This is a genomic window from Sporosarcina oncorhynchi, from assembly GCF_033304615.1.
GTDB classification, from domain to species: Bacteria; Bacillota; Bacilli; order Bacillales_A; family Planococcaceae; genus Sporosarcina; species Sporosarcina oncorhynchi.
In genome coordinates this window covers 1236433-1255085 of sequence record NZ_CP129118.1, presented here as the reverse complement: position 1 = coordinate 1255085, position 18653 = coordinate 1236433, and the positions used below count along the sequence as shown (strand labels likewise).

Sequence of the window (18653 nt, the reverse complement as noted above, 5' to 3'; positions counted from 1 at the left end):
ATTCCCCCCTCCGGTACTTCAATTAGCAAGGAATCTCCAAATCCCTCTCCCTTAGCATACGCGGGAGAATTAGCAGTACGGAGGGTATGCGCACAACAGCAAGGCAATTACTTTATGCTAAATACCTTGTGATAGATTTTCTAAATAACCAAAAAGCCAAAGCGATACGTAAACCGCTTTGGCTCTTATATGTGTCTATTAGTTTGTTACAGCTGTTTCACTGCGTACCTCTTCAATTTTCGCAAGACGTTCGTCAAACTCTTCGACCGTCAAGGAATTCTCTGTGAAATAACGGTTGCGAGGATGCACCCGACATTCATCTGAGCAACTTCTCATATATAAATGTTCATTCTCTTCAGAGCAAAGGATTTTAGCATTACATTCAGGATTTGCACAATTCACATAGCGTTCGCAAGGTGTTCCGTCAAAATGATCACGGCCGACTATAACATGCTCCACCTGATTCACAGGCACCGCAATCCTTTCGTCGAATACATAACACTGACCATCCCATAGCTGACCTTTTGCTACCGGATCTTTACCATACGTGACAATTCCACCTTCAAGATGTGCAACGTCGTCAAATCCTTCTCGCTTCATCCAACCTGTGAACTTCTCACATCTGATGCCGCCCGTGCAATATGCAAGAACTTTTTTACCTTCGAAAAGTTCTTTGTTGTCCCTGACCCATTCAGGAAGATCCCGGAAATTCTCAATATCTGGTCGGATTGCACCTCTGAAATGACCAAGATCATACTCATAATCATTTCTCGTGTCGAACACAACTGTGTTCTCGTCTTGCATCTGTTTGAAAAATTCTTCAGGTTTTAAATATTCACCAGTCAATTCCAACGGGTTAATATCATCTTCGAGGTTCAAGTTCACGATTTCATCGCGATGACGCACATGCATTTTCTTGAATGCGTGTCCATCCGCTTCATCAATCTTAAACCAAAGATCTTTGAATCTCTCGTCGCTATGCATCATTTCCATGTAAGCATTCGTCTGTTCGACTGTGCCTGAACATGTACCATTAATGCCTTCTTCACCGATAAGAATTCGACCTTTCAATCCTAGTTCCTTACAAAATGCCAAATGTTCGGCAGCAAACGTTTCCGGATCTTCAATGTGTACGTATTTATAGTACAACAATATCCGATATGCTCCTGTTTCCATTTCTTCGACCACCTTCTGTTTGTTTTCTTTGCAATAGAAATAACAGCTAGATCGGTTTAACAATATTCGATTGTAAACACATCAATTACGCCTTGGCGTAATCGCGTCCAGATTTTGAATCGGGCAGGCTCGATTCATTCAGTTGAAAAATCTGTGACATCCGCCGGAGGCTTTATCTTCGTTTAACAGCCGCTTAACACTTACTGAACAATAAAGTGAAAACGGAATACATACCAAACCTGTGTAGTCGGGCGTCTTCTGCTGAATGAAGATAAAAACTCACCTGTATTTGCAAGATCCAGGCATCAGACAGTATACCATAAATGCATAGTATGAAAAAGCGGGAAAACCCTAAATCTTTTTATCCATACATTTTCAGACCGCATAGTATATACGCACCAATGTTTTTTATTCCACTCAATCTATAGAGAAATTGTTGTATACTAGAAAGATACAAGAATCGACATCTTTCAAACTATTTCCCTTACCTGTCCGTCTATTATTACAGGAAGATCAATTGATCATTAAACAGAAAACTAGCATCTAACAAAGGGAGTTCAGCAACATGAAAAAAACAAACCGTAAGTTTCGTTCCAATGTCTGGATTGATATCACATTCTCCATCACTATTATCTTATTGACACTATCTACTATTCTTCTGTTATTTTCATCGGAAAAGAGACAAGAAGCGACAGAAGTGCCGCAAAAAGAGAAAGTCAACTCAAATCCACCCGTTCTCATTGAAGAAATCGATTCCAATTATCCTGGTGTCAAAATCGTGACAAAGACTTCAAATGACCTTAATGCTCCTTTTGCCATTCAGTACCCGCAAAGCTTACATAACTCTTTCAATGAAGAAATTGTGGAATATATTACAAAGGCACAGACAAATTATATCGATCTCATCAACAAGGAAAGAAAGCTCGACGAAAATGTCATTGGAGAATTGAACATTTCTTTTGAAACGATCAGCCATCATTCAGGAAACTATTCGTTTGTATTTGTAACGACTAGTAATGTCGGGGAGAATACTCTAGGCTCAATGGAAATCCGTTCTTTCCATTTGGCACCTGAAAGTGGAGAGAGTTTCACACTAGTGGATCTACTCGACCATGACTCGAACAAATTGGATAAGGTGGCGTCATTAGTCCGTAATGCCATTGAGCACGATGATTCACTGACGGAGCATCTATTGCAAGATGAAATTGATACGCACACTGCCTCACTCTGGAAAAACTATAGTAATTATGCAATTTCAGATGAGGCTCTTATTTTCTATTTTGATGAAAATACTATTGCCGAGAAGATCCTTGGACCCACAATTATCCGGTTGCCAATCGAGGATGTTGGAGGTCTGTTATCCGATAAGTTTAAACCTGAAATTGAGAAGGATCAGAGTTTAATAGCTGACAAACCTTCCACTGAAGAAACGGTAGACGATCAGCAAAGTACAGATGATGGTAGCAAGAATGTTGATGAACCTGTTTCTAAAGGAGATTCAACTACCGAAACACCGCCAGTTGCAGGAAAAGTCGTTGCACTCACTTTCGATGATGGACCTGATCCAAAAGTGACAAGACAAATACTTGATGTCTTGAAGAAACATGATGCGAAAGCGACTTTCTTCATGTTGGGCAGCAGGGTCGAATACTATCCAGAGGTCGCGAAAGAAGTACAGGCGGCTGGACATGAGTTAGGAAACCACACTTGGAATCACGCAGACCTTACTAAATTGAGCGCAGATCGCATTAGCAAAGAAATCAACAACACATCGTCAATTATTGAAAATGTGACCGGTGAAAAACCGCAGTCATTCAGACCTCCGTACGGAGCGGTCAATAAAAATGTTCGTAATCAGACTTCGATGCCTGTCGTATTATGGGATGTCGACACATTGGATTGGAAATTCAGAGATGCTAACAAACTACTAGAAATTATCCAGCAAAACACGAAAGATGGCAGCACAATTTTAATGCATGACATTCATCAATCGACAGCAGATGGGCTTGATAGCGTGCTCACTTATTTAGAAAAAGAAGGATATTCATTTGTGACGGTTGCCGAATTGAACAACCGATGAGTACCATATATCCTCAATAAAGAAGAAAACGGTCAAGAGAATACTTCTCTGACCGTTTTCTTTTTTTGCATGCATACTTCTATCTCTGTTATAATAACATTAGAACAGAATGGAGGCCGCAATAATGTTTATTGAAATTGAAACGACTTCTGACATTCCTATATACACACAATTAGTCAACCAACTAATCGGATTGATAGCGGCTGGCATATTAAAGCCTAATGAGCCTTTACCTTCCGTCCGCTCATTAGCTGCCGATCTCGGTGTCAACATGCATACCGTGAACAAAGCGTATCATGAGCTTGAACGCAAAAACATCTTAAAAATCATTCCGAAGTCTGGCGCTGTCGTCAACGATTTAAAAATACCAACCGAACAACAAATTTCCACTATAACACAACTATTGAAACCAATTATTGCCGAATCCATCGTTTATGGTATGCAAGAAGAAGAAATAGTATCGCTAGCTTCATTACTGTTTTCAGAATATAAGGAGGGCTAAACATATGGTTTTCATCTTATTTCTCGTTATCATTTCTTTTTTAACGATCATGCAGGCAGCAATACCCTTTTTACTCAAAAAGTCAGTTGTCTTTGGCGTAACAATCCCGGAAGAAAATGCATCTGATCCTGTTCTCGCAAATTATAAAAAAACATATTCCGCCATTATCTTCCTTTCTGGACTGATAGGTTTGATATACTTTATGACTTTCAGTTCATCCGACTATCTGGATGAAGAAACTGTGGTATTCAGAGCATTACTTATTCAATTTTTGTTATTACTCATAAGTATGGTCCTTTATCTCATTTTTCATGTTAAAACAACTAATAGAAAAAGAGATAATAATTGGGGTTCGGATTTAAAAAAAGTTCGCATCGCTGATCTGTCGACCCGATCAGCCGATGAAATGTTACCTTCCCTTTTCTTTGTATTACCAATCTTTATTACGATTGGCTTAATCGCTTATACGGGTACACAATATTCCATAATGCCTGATTTAATTCCTACACACTGGGGTCCAAATGGTACACCAGATGCTTTTAGTGAGAAGAATCCTTTTTCAGTTGTTGCACTTTTATTAATTCTTCTAACCATGCAACTCATGATGTTGAGCATCAATATATTCACGAAAAAGTCAGGCATAAAATTGAATGTCGCAAAAAGAAATTCATCACGGATTCAACAATTAACTTTTAGAAAGTATACAAGCTGGCTTTTGTTTTTCCTTACGATTCTACTTACTATTCTTTTCGGTTTTTTCCAATTGACAACAATTCATAGCACTCTTGTGGGTCCTATCCTTATGATGACTGTACCTTTAGGATCTTTTGTCATCATTTTATTGATAACCGCATTATATGCTTTTAAAGTCGGGCAGGGCGGAGCGCGGGTCAATGTTGAAGTTATCGATCAACAAGCGCCTGGCATAACGGATACGGATGAAGATACTTATTGGAAGGCTGGCGTGTTTTATGTAAACCGCAAGGATCCTTCTATATTCGTTGAAAAAAGATTTGGAGTTGGTTGGACATTGAACTTCGGAAATCCGATTGGCTATCTTGTGATTTTCATTCCATTAATTATCATTTTGGTTATTTCGTTACTGTTATAATTTGTAACAAAAATAGGTAGAGCAGGAGAAAAATCCCCTGCTCTACCTATTTTATAGATGTGTATTAGTTGAATACGCTTGTACTGTGCAATGGTTGAAGTCTTGCTTTCGGGTCAATATGCGCTTTTGCATGGTTTACAGCGATTGGCGCCTCGCCTAAACCTACAGCAATCAGTTTAACCTTGCCGTCATAATTCGTGACGTCACCTGCTGCATATATCCCTTCAATATTTGTTTCCATTCGCGAATTAACGAGAATGGAATTGCGATCCATTTCAAGTCCCCATTCTTTGATAGCACCAAGAGAAGAGATATTGCCATAATTCACGATAAGATGATCGACTGCTATCGTTTCTTCCGTACCATCTTTCTGAGTAATAATAACTTCACTTACAGTGCCATCTTCTCCAAGAATGGTCTTGACTCCTCGGGAAGTATAGACGTTCACTTTCGATGACAGTAACTGATTGACACTCGTTTCATGGGCCGTAAAACGTTCCCGTCTGTGAACTAGTGAGACATTCGCCGCTATGTCTTCGAGCATCATCGCCCAGTCCACAGCAGAATCCCCTCCGCCACATACTAAAACATTTTTATCTTTAAATAAATTGAGATCCTTGATGCCGTAATGTAAGGTCTTCCCTTCAAAATGGGTCTCTTCAGGTAAACCGATCTTACGCGGTTGGAAAGCACCGATACCAGCAGTCAACAAGATTGTACGGGTTAAATGCGTACCTTTATCAGTCGTCAAGATGAAATGATCACCGTCACGTGTAACGGACATCGCTGTTTCACCTAGCAGAATTTCGGGTTTTGCGTAATGTGCCTGCGTGACAAGATTAGCGACGAGATCCTTAGCAAGAATTTTCGGAAATCCTCCAACATCATATATATATTTATCAGGATACAATTCGATCAGCTGGCCGCCAAGTTGCGGAAGGCTGTCGATTATTTTTACGGACATTTCACGCATACCTGCATAGAAGGAAGCAAACAAGCCTGTGGGTCCCCCACCAATAATCGTAATATCGACGATTTCATTATTCATCTATGAACACTCCTGTTTCTATGAATTTAATCTTTCCGAGAAAAATATTTTTCTGATTCCTTATTTCTACTCTACACATTATCTACTATTTTTCAATAAAAATCACATAATCTGTTTTATATGAAACCCATTTTTACATTATATACAAAATTTCGTTGTTATTTTTTTGAAAGCGCTTAACTTTTGTAATCTTTCTATAGTATTATTTTCTCAAACTAGTATAATAGGTTATACGTACTGTATAGATTAGATTCAGGGGGTTCGAATGACATGAGGTTATCTGTAACAAAAAAGATTTGGACAGGGTTTTCTATCCTTTTAGCGATTATGCTAATAATGGGGGGGTCTTCCTACTTCGCCACGAAAAAATTGAACGATGAGTATGCTATGTTGCTCGATGACCGGGCACATAAGGTCAATTTGTCTGATGAATTGATTAGTGCTCAAAAAGAAAGATACATCGCAATAAGCAGTTATGTTCTTTTCAAGACGCAGGAATTCGTTGCGCAACGTGATGAATCTTCTGCGCAGGCTACAGAGCTTATTGACCGCCTTGATGATTCCTTCACAAGTTCTGCGAACAAGGAAATTGTCGACGAAATCAGCGTGTTGCATGTAGAGTTCAGTGAACTTGTAGATGAACTCAGTTACAGTCTCATGCGAGCAAATGATACACAGAACCGCAATCTTTTAAGAGAAGCAAATCTTGTCAATCTTCAAATCATGGAAAAAGCGACCGAATTGAAAGATCGGCAATACAAAGAGATGAAGCAATCACGGGATGAAATCGCAGATTTGACGAACTTCATTCATATACTTACTTTACTATTCATTGCAACTGCAATTATCATCTCTCTCATTGTTGCAGCTAAGATTAGCAGAAGTATCGGAGCACCGGTCAGAACGATAACTCAAGCAATGGAACGTATTGCTGACGGTGATCTGACTGTCGAACACGTTACAATCAAAAACAAAGATGAAATCGGTTTGATGGCCAATGCTTTCAATCAGATGAGCGACGATTTAAGAAGTCTGCTTGAACAAATTCGCTTTTCTTCGCATCAGCTTGCAGCACAGGCCGAACAACTATCGGCAAGTTCCGAAGAAAGTCTTGCTTCTTCAGAAATGGTAGCATCCTCTTCACAGAAAAATATGCAGGACAGTGAAGACCAATCCGAACTGGTTGAAGAAACCGTTACGTCCGTTTCCAGATTGACATTGGATGTAAATCAGATTGCAGCAAGCAACACGAATATGCTTGAAGCAATGCGCACCGTTATTGCACATGTTAGTACGGGATCGTCCACAGTTGAGGAGCTTTCAGGACAAATGACACACACAGACACTATTATCCAAGAAGCTGCGGTCATTATTCAGTCAATGGCTAAGCAATCCAACGAGATCCAGCAAGTGACGTCACTCATTACTGCTATTTCCGAGCAGACGAATCTTTTAGCACTGAATGCTGCAATTGAAGCAGCACGAGCAGGAGAGCATGGGAAAGGCTTTGCTGTTGTCGCTGAAGAAGTCCGCAACTTGGCAGAGCAATCAAAATCGTCAGCAGCAGAGATTGGACATATGATTCATTCCATCCAGGAGGCTACAAAGCTTGCTGTACAAGCGATTGATTCCGGAAGTGTTAGCATGAAGGACGGCTTGACCGCGACTGCAGAATCCAAACAGACATTCATCGAAATCGAGCACTCTGTACAAGCAGTAAACGATAACGTAGTGACTGTGACAGAGGCGATAGAACAAATTCGCACCATGACAGAAACGATTTCCCAGTCGGCTGTCCAAGTGCGCAAGCTTGCAGAATCTACCGCTTTCACAGCACAAGAGACAAGTGCTGCAACGGAAGAACAGCTTGCGGTCAATGAAGAAATTTCAACAAGCTCACAAACACTTGCGGGACTTGCTGAGAACTTGCAGAAGGAAGTCAACCGTTTTACGTTTTAATTCAATAGATTTCAACGAAAAAGCGGAGCATGTCAATATGCTCCGCTTTTTCTTCTTTATAAGACACTTACACCGGTAATTCCTCTTTACAGAAGGCAGCAAGTGCCGCCTCTTCATCTTCATCAAGCGCAAAATCGAGACGACTCTCAGTACTGCGGTCAAATAAATGATAAGAAGCCACTTTTTCATTATCGCCGTCCACGACATATATGGCACGGATGCCAGTTCCCTCTTCCGTATACAACTCATCCTCTTCGTCAAACTTCACGTAGAGACGGAATTCATACCGCTTACCTGTTAAGATTCCCGTAGGATCGGTCATTTCAACAACACTATATTCTATAATCTCCATGTTCATCACCCTCACATTTTGTTAGTCATTCTTATTCTACAGTATATTTCCGAAAAGGGATGTTTACTGAACTCATTTATTTTTCGAAAGTTTTCATTTTTCCTTTGCATTTCTCATTTCTTTCATGAACAATGAAGATAGCGAACATGTTTCGCGCTATTTTGAAGGGAGTATGAATATGCTAACATTCGAAGAATACGAGTACAAAAGACCTGATATCAGGAAAATGAAAGAGGATTTCCATAAGTTACTAGATCATTTCCGAAATGCATCCTCATTTAATGAACAAAATGAAATCATTGAAAAGGTCAACCAAATTGGTTCCGACTATTCGACTCAATCTAATCTAGTCTACATCCGTTCTTCAATTGACACGAACGATGCGTTCTATTCCAAAGAACGAGATTACTTCGATGAAATCGATCCGGAATTCCAAGGGTTAGGTACAGCTTTCTATAGAGAACTCGTAGCTACGCCATTCAGGAAAGATCTTGAAGAAAAATGGGGTACCCAATTGTTTGCTCTTGCCGATAATGCCATTAAGTCTTACTCGGATGAAGTGCTTCCACTTCTCCAACAAGAGAACAAACTATCATCGGAGTATTCCAAACTCGTCGCGTCTGCACAGATTGAATTTGATGGAAAGACATTGACCCTCGCGCAAATGGGCCCATATGCGGAATCGACAGACAGGAATATGAGAAAAGCCGCGATGGAGGCAAGTTATTCATTTTACGCTAAAAACGAAGAGACATTCGACCGTATATACGATGACCTTGTAAAAGTGCGACATGAGATTGCGAAAAAATTGGGCTTTACTAATTTTGTCGAGCTCGGATATGTACGGATGAACCGAATTGGTTATGATGCAGCAATGGTGAAGAATTTCAGAAATCAAGTCCGTGATCATATCGTTCCGATTGCGACCAAGTTATATGAGCGGCAAGCAAAACGTATTCACATTGACGAGCTAAAGTTTTATGATCAATCGTTGGACTTCCTGAGCGGAAATGCTACACCGAAAGGTTCAGCAGATTGGATTCTTGAAAACGGTAAGAAAATGTATTCGGAGTTGTCTCCTGAAACGGATGTCTTCTTCAAATATATGACCGATAAACATCTTCTTGATCTAGAAGCGAAAAAAGGAAAGGAATCTGGCGGTTATTGTACATTCATCGATGATTACGATTCGCCTTTCATCTTCTCCAATTTCAATGGCACTTCGGGGGATATTGACGTCCTTACACATGAAGCAGGGCACGCATTCCAGGTCTATTCAAGCCGAAATATCGGAATTCCCGAATACGTCTGGCCGACAAATGAAGGCGCTGAAATCCACTCGATGAGTATGGAGTTTTTCACATGGCCATGGATGGAATTATTTTTCGAAGACGAGACAGAGAAGTACAAGTTTGCGCACTTGAGTAGCGGTTTGCTCTTCTTGCCATATGGTGTTGCGGTTGATGAATTCCAACATACGATTTATGAAAACCCGGACATGACTCCTGCTGAGCGTAAACAGGCTTGGAAAGAAATCGAAAAGATTTATATGCCGATGAGAGATTATGACGGTATCTCTTTCCTTGAAGCAGGTGGAGTGTGGCAACGACAATCACATATTTATCAAGCGCCTTTCTACTATATCGATTACACATTAGCTCAGATTTGCGCATTCCAATTTTGGAAGAGATCTTTTGAAAATCGTGAAGAGGCTTGGAATGATTATTTACATTTATGTAAGTTAGGTGGCTCGAAGCCGTTTACAGAGCTGGTTGCTGAAGCGAATCTCATTTCTCCTTTTGAGGACGGTTGCGTGGAATCTGTAGTCGGATCCATTGAATCATGGCTTGATGATGTAGATGATCAAAATCTATAAGAAATTTTCATAGCAAAAAAGTGGAATTAGGGTATTTCCCTTTTTCCACCTTTTCTTTTCTCTTATTATTCTGAAATGCTGTATTGATTTTTGCCGTTCATCTTTGATTTGTATAATGCTTGATCCGCTCTTGTGTACAATTCATCAAATGGCTCCTTCTCTAAAGAGGAAGCAATACCGATACTGATCGATGTCCGCATTCCTTTGTCAAAGCTATACTCGTCCATTCTATTATTAAACTTCTTTATTAGTAATTTTGCATTTTTTTCTATGTTTTCGGTTTCATCGGTATCCAAGAGAACGAGGAATTCATCGCCACCAACACGGGCAGCCAAATGACCGGGACTGATAATATCCTTTATTGTTGAAGCAAAGACTTTCAAAATTTTGTCCCCTTCAACATGGCCAAGTTGGTCATTAATCGATTTGAAATCATCCAGGTCAATCATCATTAACGCGTGCTTTTTATTGCGATGAACCCTTTTCTGTCGTTCATCTTCAAAAGCCGCTCGATTGCTCAAACCGGTTAAGCTATCATGGAATGCTAAATGGATTGGCTTAGATACAATCCGTGCGATGATGAAAGATAGTGCGATTACACCAATAAGAATAACGATAAGCTGACGGAAAAACTGATTTTTGTATTCCGATAGCATCCCAGCAACAATATCATTATTATAGGCGATTGCCACAACCCTCTTTGTTGAATAACCTCTCATTTCATCTGCCTGATAGGGGATGAAACGATAGGTCAATTTCTCACCATTTTCAGACACGAACACTTCTTCGGTCTCACCTTTTTTTCTTACCTGTTCGAATACATCCAAAAAGCGTTCATTAATCATATTCATTTTAAAACCTTTTGTCTTGACGCCTAACAAATTGCCCCCCGAATTATAGACATCGATTGCTTCGATAATGTCGTATTCTTGCAGCAATGATTCAATTGTGTCCATAAAGTTGAATTGCTTATAAATTTCCTTGTCTTCTAAAAGAACAGCTAATTCAATTAAATAGTGTTGATCAGGCGTCGGCATATAACTGAACTTCTTAAACTCACCCGTTTTGGATTGCAAATCCAGTCCATCATGAGTGAACTCCCCTTCTTTTCTACGCTGATCGAGTAATTTTGAAAATCCGCTGCAACAAGCTTTGAAATCAAGTCCGATATCTTCTTCGAAACTACTGTAAATCACTGTATTCGTCTCGTCCAGAATAAAAATATCCATATCGTATTCTTCCTTCAAAACATCAAAATCCCAACTACCAAAATCCGGTTCTCTTTCATATTTCACTAATAGCTCCATCGAAATAGTTTTCATTTTTTCAGCCATTTCAACGTCAAATAGGTTGTACACTTTATCGATGGTGGACAAATTATGTATGATTTTATCTTCTGCAAAATGAATTTCTGTTGCTTGACTCTGCAGGACTGTCTCCCTCAGTTTGTCATAGTCCACTACTGCTATCACCAGGGATAGAAGGAGCGAAAAAACGAGTAAGACAACAGTCAGTTTTACTCTTATATAGTTCACCGTACCTCTTACTCCTTCTCATCTTTATATGCCATTAGATACATTGTATACCAAACTATGACATAAAGATATGCATTTCACACTAATGTCATTTCATATATGCCTATTTCACACAAATAAAAACGACCGCCATTGTTAATAAATGGTCAGTCGTTATTAATGATAGTAAACAATGATAATCCGTAATTTTTTTTAGAAAACCACCTTACATGAGACCGACTGCATTTCCATCACTGTCAATATCCATATTGAGAGCCGCAGGCGTTTTTGGCAATCCTGGCATCGTCATAATATCACCAGTCAGACAGACGAGGAAGCCTGCGCCGAGCTTCGGAATGATTTCCCTAATTGTAATTGTAAAATCATCTGGTCTGCCCAATTTTTTCGGATCATCCGAGAATGAGTATTGAGTTTTGGCCATACAAATCGGTAAGATACCCCAACCGTTCTGTTCGATTTGCAGTAAATCCTTGCGTGCTTTATCTGTCAAAACTATACCTTTTCCTCCATAGACTTTCTGGACAATTGTCGTAATCTTATCAATGACAGGTTGCTCCACATCATAAAGCGGTGCGAAATCATTCGGTTCTTCTAATATTTCAAGAACGTGTTTCGCCAATTGTTCTCCACCTGCTCCGCCAAGCCCCCACACATCTGTCAAAGCAGCACGTACGCCATTTTCTTCACACCAGTGTAAAACAAAGTCAAGTTCGGCCTGGGAGTCAGTGATGAATCTATTCAATGCGATGACCGGTTGTACACCGAAAGCCCGGATGGTTTCAACATGTTTTTGTAGATTGACGATTCCGCTTTGTACCGCTTGGACATTCGTTTCGCCCAAATCAGATTTTGCTATGCCACCTTGCATTTTTAATGCACGAATAGTCGTGACGACAACAACCGCATCTGGTGAAAAGCCACCTTTTCTTGCTTTAATATCCATGAATTTCTCTGCCCCAAGATCGGAACCGAAACCAGCTTCCGTCACGACGATATCTGCCAGTTGTCGCGCAGTGTTCGTCGCTATAAGGGAGTTACAGCCATGTGCAATGTTGGCAAATGGTCCGCCATGAATTAAAGCAGGCGTACCTTCAATCGTCTGTACAAGGTTCGGTTTGAATGCTTCCTTCAGCAATAATGTCAAAGCGCCCTGGACACCTAAATCTCTTACTGTAATAGCTTCACGGCCATATGTATAGCCGATTACCATTTCAGATAAACGCTCTTTCAAATCCGTTAAACTTGTCGCAAGGCAAAAAACAGCCATGATTTCAGAAGCAACTGTAATGTCGAATCCGTCTTCACGCGGAATCCCTTGTCCCGGCCCGCCAAGTCCGATTGTAATATGTCTAAGTGCACGGTCGTTCATATCCAATACTCGCTTCCACGTAATCCTTCTAGGATCAATTTGAAGAACGTTTCCTTGATGAATATGGTTGTCAATCATGGCACTTAATGCATTGTTCGCTGTCGTGATTGCATGAATGTCTCCGTTGAAATGAAGATTGATTTCTTCCATCGGGAGCACTTGTGCGTATCCGCCCCCAGCAGCTCCTCCTTTGACCCCCATGACAGGTCCGAGTGAAGGTTCACGTAAAGCAATCATCGATTTTTGACCGAGTCTCGCCAAAGCATCGGCAAGTCCGACCGTGACAGTCGACTTTCCTTCTCCCGCGGGCGTCGGGCTTGTAGCAGTAACAAGTACTACTTTTCCAAATGATTTAGCGACCGGCAATTTAGTAACATCAATTTTTGCTTTATACCGCCCATAACGCTCAACGGCTTCTTCTGGAATACCTGCATTAGCTGCAATATCTCCAATCGGTTGCATGACTGCCGCATTAGCAATTGCCAAATCCGTTAATGGTTTCGCTTTTTCTGTCAAAATAGCCTCCACCTTTCTTATTTACGTCTATAGTATAATATATTGCTTAATGAAAAATCTGACAGATTACGACGAGTTCATGACAGTTTTTCGATTTATCGTTTAATCTGTAGGACAAGTTTCCCGAACTGCTCACTATTTTTCAATGCCTCGAACGCTGTCAATGCCTCTGAAAGCGGATAGACTTTGTCAATGACAGGTTTTATGCCATACAGCTCTATATGTCCTAGCATTTCCCTGAGTTCTTCTCGGCTTCCCATCGTAGAACCGAACAATTTGTATTGACCATAGAAGAACTTGCGTAAATCCAATTCAACGACATCTTCCGTAGTTGCACCGAACACGACGATTTTCCCGCCAGGTTTTAACACATCAAGCGAACGATTAAATGTCGCCCTACCAACGCTTTCAATAACTAGATCGATTTCTTCGTCTGCCAGTTCATCTTGCCAATTACCCTTCGTATCGATTGCAACGTCTGCACCGAGTTCCAGGGCTTTTTGCCGCTTCTCTATTGCACGGGAACTTACGATAACCCGTGCCCCGCTATTTTTAGCAAACTGAATAAGATAGGTAGCTACCCCACTTCCGGCTCCAGGTATGAAAACCGTATCTCCCTTTTTTAATTCCCCTTGCGTGAATAGAGCACGATAGCCTGTCAACGCCGATAACGCAATTACAGCCGCTTCCTCCATCGACAAATGTGATGGTTTCTTTTCCAGCTGTTCAGCTGAGATTGCGATTTTTTCAGCAAACGTCCCGTTGTCAGGCATTCCAAGAATATCGAAATCTTTTGGTGGAAATGCACTTTTATCAAACCAGCGAAGAGATGGATTGATGATCACTTCATCACCGATTGACCAACCTTCCACATTCTCACCAATCGACTCGATCACGCCTGCGCCATCCGACCCTAAGATTAATGGTTCCTTCACGTCTCCTCGGCGTGTTGGTACCATTAAATCTCTGCGGTTTAGACCTGCCGCATGAATAGCAACGATCACTTCATCACTTTTTGCAATTGGCTCGTTTGCACTTTCAATCTTCAAATTCCCATTTACATGAATAAGCGCTTTCATCATTAGCCCCCAATCTATGATTTCACGTTTTATTATGCCTTTTCATTATCTATCATACAATACTTTCCGAATATTTTCATATTGATGAAATGCACTAAAAAGGCACAAAGAGTATTCTCTTTGTACCTTTAATCGAATCCATAGAAATGAACCGTTTTATTTTCTCTATTTTAATTTTATAACCAACGTTTTTTTATCTTCGCGACTTCCAATAACTCCAATAAATCTTTTTTCGGCAATTCGGTTAGAAGCGTCAACAATTCCCGCTCAGCAAGACGTCTTCCACGTCCACTCCGATATCGTTCTTTATTTTCCGCATCAATTGCATTGTATAAGCCTTCAGTCTTCTCATCCTGTTTTTCTTCATCTTTACCGATGATAAGATTTTCACGAAGACGTTCATAAAGCATATCGACGTTCGACGTGCCACTCTGTGTGAAAGCACGAGAAGTTTTAGGATCTCCGAGGATAAGTTCATCCGTCGAAATCGTGAATCGCTCCGATATTTTTGCAATCCAAGCTGCCGAAGGGGCATTCTTGCCTTTTTCCCAATCTTTTATTCTACTTGCAGAAGTGCCGATTGCAGCCCCGAAGGCCATCATAGATAAACCTCTTTGCTCTCTTAATGACTTTAGTCTTATGCCGAAATCCTCTTTACTCCAGTCGTTCACCTTTATGCCCCCTCCAATATACTTATCTCTATATTATTTTTTTTTTGCTCTACTGTCAATGACAAAGTTATTTTTCTATTAAACTTTTAGTAACCTGTTTGCTGTCTCTTATAGTTTTCGTCATTCTTTTCAACATACGCATCCATAATTTCTTTATACGAAAAACCAAGACCATCAGCAATTTTTCCGTAATGAACCCATAGTTGTTTGTATTTCGACATTTCTGGGTCTAGTAAGAATAAGTGGATTGCTTCAAAAGTCCTGATGAACAGCCCTGTCAAATCATCTTGCAATTCAGCCACAGGCCATTCTTCAAGCGAATCTAACCCTTTTTCGATGCCGAGAGACAACAGGAAGTGGATTGAATCGACATACTCTTCCAAGATGATTGATCGGTCAGACGGTCCTTTCGTACTCCAGAATTTGAAGCATCTTGTTTCATTTGCTAATTCAGCGAGTTCTACAAGAAGCGCCAACCCTTTCTCCTTAAATACGTCGCTGCCAATCTCCTGGTTCTCTTTTATGTAAGAATCCAAACCAGTTTGCATCGTGAATAATGTTGTTAAATTCATTAATAAACCTCCGTAACAATATCTATCTTGAAATCATAGCAATTAGTTTAATTATAACCTATTATTTTTTTCATGCGAGTTTGAATGATTCATTTTCAAATAAATTGTATGTTGAGCAAGCTAATAAATTCATTGATTTGAGGCAGCTCGTACTAAAAAGTATATATCCTCTACACATTTTGGCTAAACGTCACGAACATGTAAATATTTTAATATATCTTGAAACCAAACCAATTCTCATCCGTATAAAAGAGTAACTATATTTTATTGTAAGGGGATGCTTGTATGGGGTTCGTTATTCGGATTGTCATAATCGCTTTCATCGTTTATTTGTTTTATCGGGGAATCCGTTACTTGGTAGACCCTAAACGAAAATTGGACGAAGCTCATGAAAAAGAGTCTTATTACTTTTATGATGATGTGAAAAATGTACGCAAGAACTTTTTCATCACTTATAAAGGTGCCATGTTTGAGGGCGAGAAATACTTAGGAACTACCGAAGACGCATTTGAAGTCGTCTCAATCTTTGTATGGGTGAAAGATGAAACGAAACTTCAAGGCTTCACAAAAGACGATTTTCATTTCCTATCCTCTGAGATCAATTCTAATTATCCACAGGCTGAAATCAGCTGGAAAAATCCAATTGAACAATTAATGAAAGCCCGTTGAGATTCAACACGGGCTTTTTTTTAGGCAATATTAATAAAAGATAAGTCTATTCCCAACGCGAAAATGATGAGTAAAATATAGATTGCTGCCAGAAGTAGAAAGCCAATTCGGAAGCCGGTCTTTCTCGTTTTATGTTTGAAGAAAATCATACCCAAATATGCCCCAATACCTCCACCCATTATTGCAAGTAACCATAGATTCTTTTCGGAAACTCTACGTCCGCGTTTCTTTGCCCGTTTCTTATCAAACCCCATCGCAGCAAACGACCAAACCGACATGAAGATGATCCAGCTAATGATCAGTTCATTCATACACTCAACTCCCTCCTACTATTCTACACCGGAATGGCTGGGGAAAGTGAGATTTTATATTTGAAATTTCGTGTGATTTTAATGTGGTCCTTTCGCATCGAACCGTAGACTCCCCGTAACACAACGTAGAGCTCTCGTATCGAAACGTAGACGGCGCAACACAACGTAGACTCCTCGTATCGAAACGTAAACGCCGCGTAACAGAACGTAAAGCTCGCGTATCGAAACGTAGAAGGCTCGTATCGAAACGTAGACTCCTCGTAACAGAACGTAGAGCTCTCGTATCGAAACGTAGACGGCGTAACACTACGTAGAAGGCTCGTATCGAAACGTAGACTCCCCGCAACACAACGTAGAGACCGCGTATCGAAACGTAGACGGCGTAACACAACGTAGAAGGCTCGTATCGAAACGTAGACTCCCCGCAACACAACGTAGACTCCTCGTATCGAAACGTAAACGCCTCGTAACACAACGTAAAGCTCGCGTATCGAAACGTAGAGTAATCCACTGATCTTGCAAATTCAAAAAAGCCATACAACCGACGAGAGTCGGCTGTATGGCTTTTATTCGATCATCGCTTATTTTGCGATTGATTTTTTTGCTGTGTCTGCAAGTGAAGCAAATGCTTGTGCATCTGTTACTGCAAGATCAGCCAACATTTTACGGTTTACTTCGATACCGGACAATTTCAATCCGTGCATTAGTGTGCTGTATGAAAGACCGTTAATGCGTGCTGCCGCGTTAATACGTGTGATCCAAAGTTTACGGAATTCACGTTTCTTCTGGCGACGGTCACGGTATGCATAGTTGTATGATTTCATGACCTGCTGGTTTGCTACTTTATAAAGTCTATGTTTTGAACCAAAGTAACCTTTGGCTAGTTTCAATACTCGATTACGGCGCTTGCGCGACACTGTTCCACCTTTTACGCGTGGCATAGTTCATGACCTCCTGCTATTTCTAAAGAATGTTTTAGTAGTGGTTCACAGGGAATTTCGGCTGACGCATGTCGTCATTGCTTTGTACATGTCCCACTGTGAACGGTTTTGTAAATCTTACTTCATGTATGTGAGCATTTGACGGATACGTTTGTAGTCTCCAGAAGAAACAAGTGAAGCTTTACGCAAGTGGCGTTTAGCTTTTGTAGACTTGTTAGCAAAAAGGTGACTTGTATAAGCACGGCCGCGTTTCAATTTACCAGTTGCTGTCTTTTTGAAACGTTTTGCGGATCCGCGGTGAGTTTTCATTTTTGGCATGATCTGTTCCTCCTAAATCGTCGATGTTACTGTTTTTCGGCAGTCGGGGCAAGTATTAGGAACATGCTCCGGCCTTCCATTTTAGGTCTGACTTCGACCGTTGATACGTCCTTACATGCTTCTGCAAAGCGATCCAAAACACGTTGACCGATTTCCTTGTGCGTAATTGCACGACCACGGAAACGGATAGACGCTTTCACTTTGTCTCCTGCTTCCAGGAATTTGATACCGTTACGAAGTTTTGTCTGGAAATCATGTTCATCAATCGTCGGGCTTAAACGTACTTCCTTCGTAGTGATGATTTTCTGATTCTTTCTGACTTCGCGTTCTTTCTTTTGTTGCTCAAACTTGAATTTCCCGTAGTCCATAACTCGAGCTACCGGCGGCTTTGCAGTTGGAGCGACTAGGACGAGGTCCAAGTTCGCGCGTTGTGCAATTTCAAGCGCCTCAGTGCGTGATTTAATTCCAAGCTGGTCGCCGTTGTGGTCAATCATGCGAAGCTCGCGGGCACGAATGCCCTCATTTACGTACATGTCTTTGCTAATAGTAATCCACCTCCGAATGTTGT

18 protein-coding genes are annotated in these 18653 nt (G+C 40.6%); 6 read left to right on the top strand and 12 right to left on the bottom strand.

Features of this window, described 5'->3' with window-relative positions; genetic code table 11:
- Positions 1 to 198 precede the first annotated feature (198 nt).
- On the bottom strand, positions 199 to 1176 hold the full coding sequence (gene trhO / locus QWT69_RS05850) for an oxygen-dependent tRNA uridine(34) hydroxylase TrhO (protein WP_317969892.1): 978 nt from the start codon (positions 1174 to 1176) through the stop codon (positions 199 to 201).
- A gap of 565 nt (positions 1177 to 1741) precedes the next feature.
- Here trhO and QWT69_RS05845 point away from each other — a divergent pair.
- The 3 genes from QWT69_RS05845 (at position 1742) to QWT69_RS05835 (ending at position 4869) form a co-directional block, all read left to right on the top strand.
- A complete protein-coding gene (locus QWT69_RS05845; RefSeq protein ID WP_317969890.1) occupies positions 1742 to 3256 on the top strand; it encodes a polysaccharide deacetylase family protein in 1515 nt (504 codons plus the stop codon).
- 124 nt (positions 3257 to 3380) lie between these two features.
- Positions 3381 to 3758: a GntR family transcriptional regulator gene (locus tag QWT69_RS05840; protein WP_317969888.1), complete on the top strand. Its 378-nt coding sequence runs from the start codon at positions 3381 to 3383 to the stop codon at positions 3756 to 3758.
- A gap of 4 nt (positions 3759 to 3762) precedes the next feature.
- On the top strand, positions 3763 to 4869 hold the full coding sequence (locus QWT69_RS05835) for a DUF1648 domain-containing protein (RefSeq protein ID WP_317969886.1): 1107 nt from the start codon (positions 3763 to 3765) through the stop codon (positions 4867 to 4869).
- A gap of 64 nt (positions 4870 to 4933) precedes the next feature.
- On the opposite strand, the gene QWT69_RS05830 is transcribed toward QWT69_RS05835, so the two are convergent.
- Positions 4934 to 5917, bottom strand: coding sequence for an NAD(P)/FAD-dependent oxidoreductase (locus tag QWT69_RS05830; RefSeq protein WP_317969884.1), 984 nt, complete (start codon positions 5915 to 5917; stop codon positions 4934 to 4936).
- A gap of 270 nt (positions 5918 to 6187) precedes the next feature.
- Between QWT69_RS05830 and QWT69_RS05825 the strand changes: the two genes are divergently transcribed.
- Positions 6188 to 7876, top strand: a complete 1689-nt coding sequence (locus QWT69_RS05825; RefSeq protein ID WP_317969882.1) for a methyl-accepting chemotaxis protein — start codon at positions 6188 to 6190, stop codon at positions 7874 to 7876.
- A gap of 67 nt (positions 7877 to 7943) precedes the next feature.
- Here QWT69_RS05825 and QWT69_RS05820 read toward each other — a convergent pair whose 3' ends face one another.
- On the bottom strand, positions 7944 to 8228 hold the full coding sequence (locus QWT69_RS05820) for a DUF6509 family protein (protein ID WP_317969880.1): 285 nt from the start codon (positions 8226 to 8228) through the stop codon (positions 7944 to 7946).
- Between the two features lie 178 nt (positions 8229 to 8406).
- Here QWT69_RS05820 and QWT69_RS05815 point away from each other — a divergent pair, with 178 nt between their 5' ends.
- Complete coding sequence (locus QWT69_RS05815; RefSeq protein ID WP_317969878.1) at positions 8407 to 10104, top strand: M3 family oligoendopeptidase; 1698 nt, start codon at positions 8407 to 8409, stop codon at positions 10102 to 10104.
- Positions 10105 to 10169: 65 nt separating this feature from the next.
- Here QWT69_RS05815 and QWT69_RS05810 read toward each other — a convergent pair whose 3' ends face one another.
- From QWT69_RS05810 to QWT69_RS05790, 5 genes are all read right to left on the bottom strand, one after another.
- Entirely contained in the window at positions 10170 to 11639 is a 1470-nt protein-coding gene (locus QWT69_RS05810; RefSeq protein WP_317969876.1) for a GGDEF domain-containing protein, read from the bottom strand.
- Positions 11640 to 11844: 205 nt separating this feature from the next.
- Positions 11845 to 13470: a formate--tetrahydrofolate ligase gene (locus QWT69_RS05805; protein ID WP_317970945.1), complete on the bottom strand. Its 1626-nt coding sequence runs from the start codon at positions 13468 to 13470 to the stop codon at positions 11845 to 11847.
- Between the two features lie 149 nt (positions 13471 to 13619).
- Positions 13620 to 14603, bottom strand: coding sequence for a zinc-binding dehydrogenase (locus QWT69_RS05800; RefSeq protein WP_317969874.1), 984 nt, complete (start codon positions 14601 to 14603; stop codon positions 13620 to 13622).
- Positions 14604 to 14779: 176 nt separating this feature from the next.
- Complete coding sequence (locus QWT69_RS05795) at positions 14780 to 15274, bottom strand: helix-turn-helix domain-containing protein (RefSeq protein WP_317969872.1); 495 nt, start codon at positions 15272 to 15274, stop codon at positions 14780 to 14782.
- 86 nt (positions 15275 to 15360) lie between these two features.
- Positions 15361 to 15846: a dUTP diphosphatase gene (locus QWT69_RS05790; RefSeq protein WP_317969870.1), complete on the bottom strand. Its 486-nt coding sequence runs from the start codon at positions 15844 to 15846 to the stop codon at positions 15361 to 15363.
- Between the two features lie 285 nt (positions 15847 to 16131).
- Here QWT69_RS05790 and QWT69_RS05785 point away from each other — a divergent pair, with 285 nt between their 5' ends.
- Positions 16132 to 16515 carry a sigma-w pathway protein ysdB gene (locus tag QWT69_RS05785; RefSeq protein ID WP_317969868.1) on the top strand — a complete coding sequence of 128 codons (384 nt, stop codon included), beginning with the start codon at positions 16132 to 16134 and terminating at the stop codon, positions 16513 to 16515.
- Positions 16516 to 16535: 20 nt separating this feature from the next.
- Here QWT69_RS05785 and QWT69_RS05780 read toward each other — a convergent pair whose 3' ends face one another.
- From QWT69_RS05780 to infC, 4 genes are all read right to left on the bottom strand, one after another.
- Complete coding sequence (locus QWT69_RS05780) at positions 16536 to 16826, bottom strand: DUF1294 domain-containing protein (protein WP_317969866.1); 291 nt, start codon at positions 16824 to 16826, stop codon at positions 16536 to 16538.
- A gap of 581 nt (positions 16827 to 17407) precedes the next feature.
- Positions 17408 to 17767: a 50S ribosomal protein L20 gene (rplT, locus tag QWT69_RS05775; RefSeq protein WP_317969864.1), complete on the bottom strand. Its 360-nt coding sequence runs from the start codon at positions 17765 to 17767 to the stop codon at positions 17408 to 17410.
- A gap of 117 nt (positions 17768 to 17884) precedes the next feature.
- Entirely contained in the window at positions 17885 to 18085 is a 201-nt protein-coding gene (gene rpmI, locus QWT69_RS05770) for a 50S ribosomal protein L35 (RefSeq protein WP_191693962.1), read from the bottom strand.
- Positions 18086 to 18111: 26 nt separating this feature from the next.
- Positions 18112 to 18618, bottom strand: coding sequence for a translation initiation factor IF-3 (infC, locus tag QWT69_RS05765; protein ID WP_317969861.1), 507 nt, complete (start codon positions 18616 to 18618; stop codon positions 18112 to 18114).
- Positions 18619 to 18653: the final 35 nt, after the last annotated feature.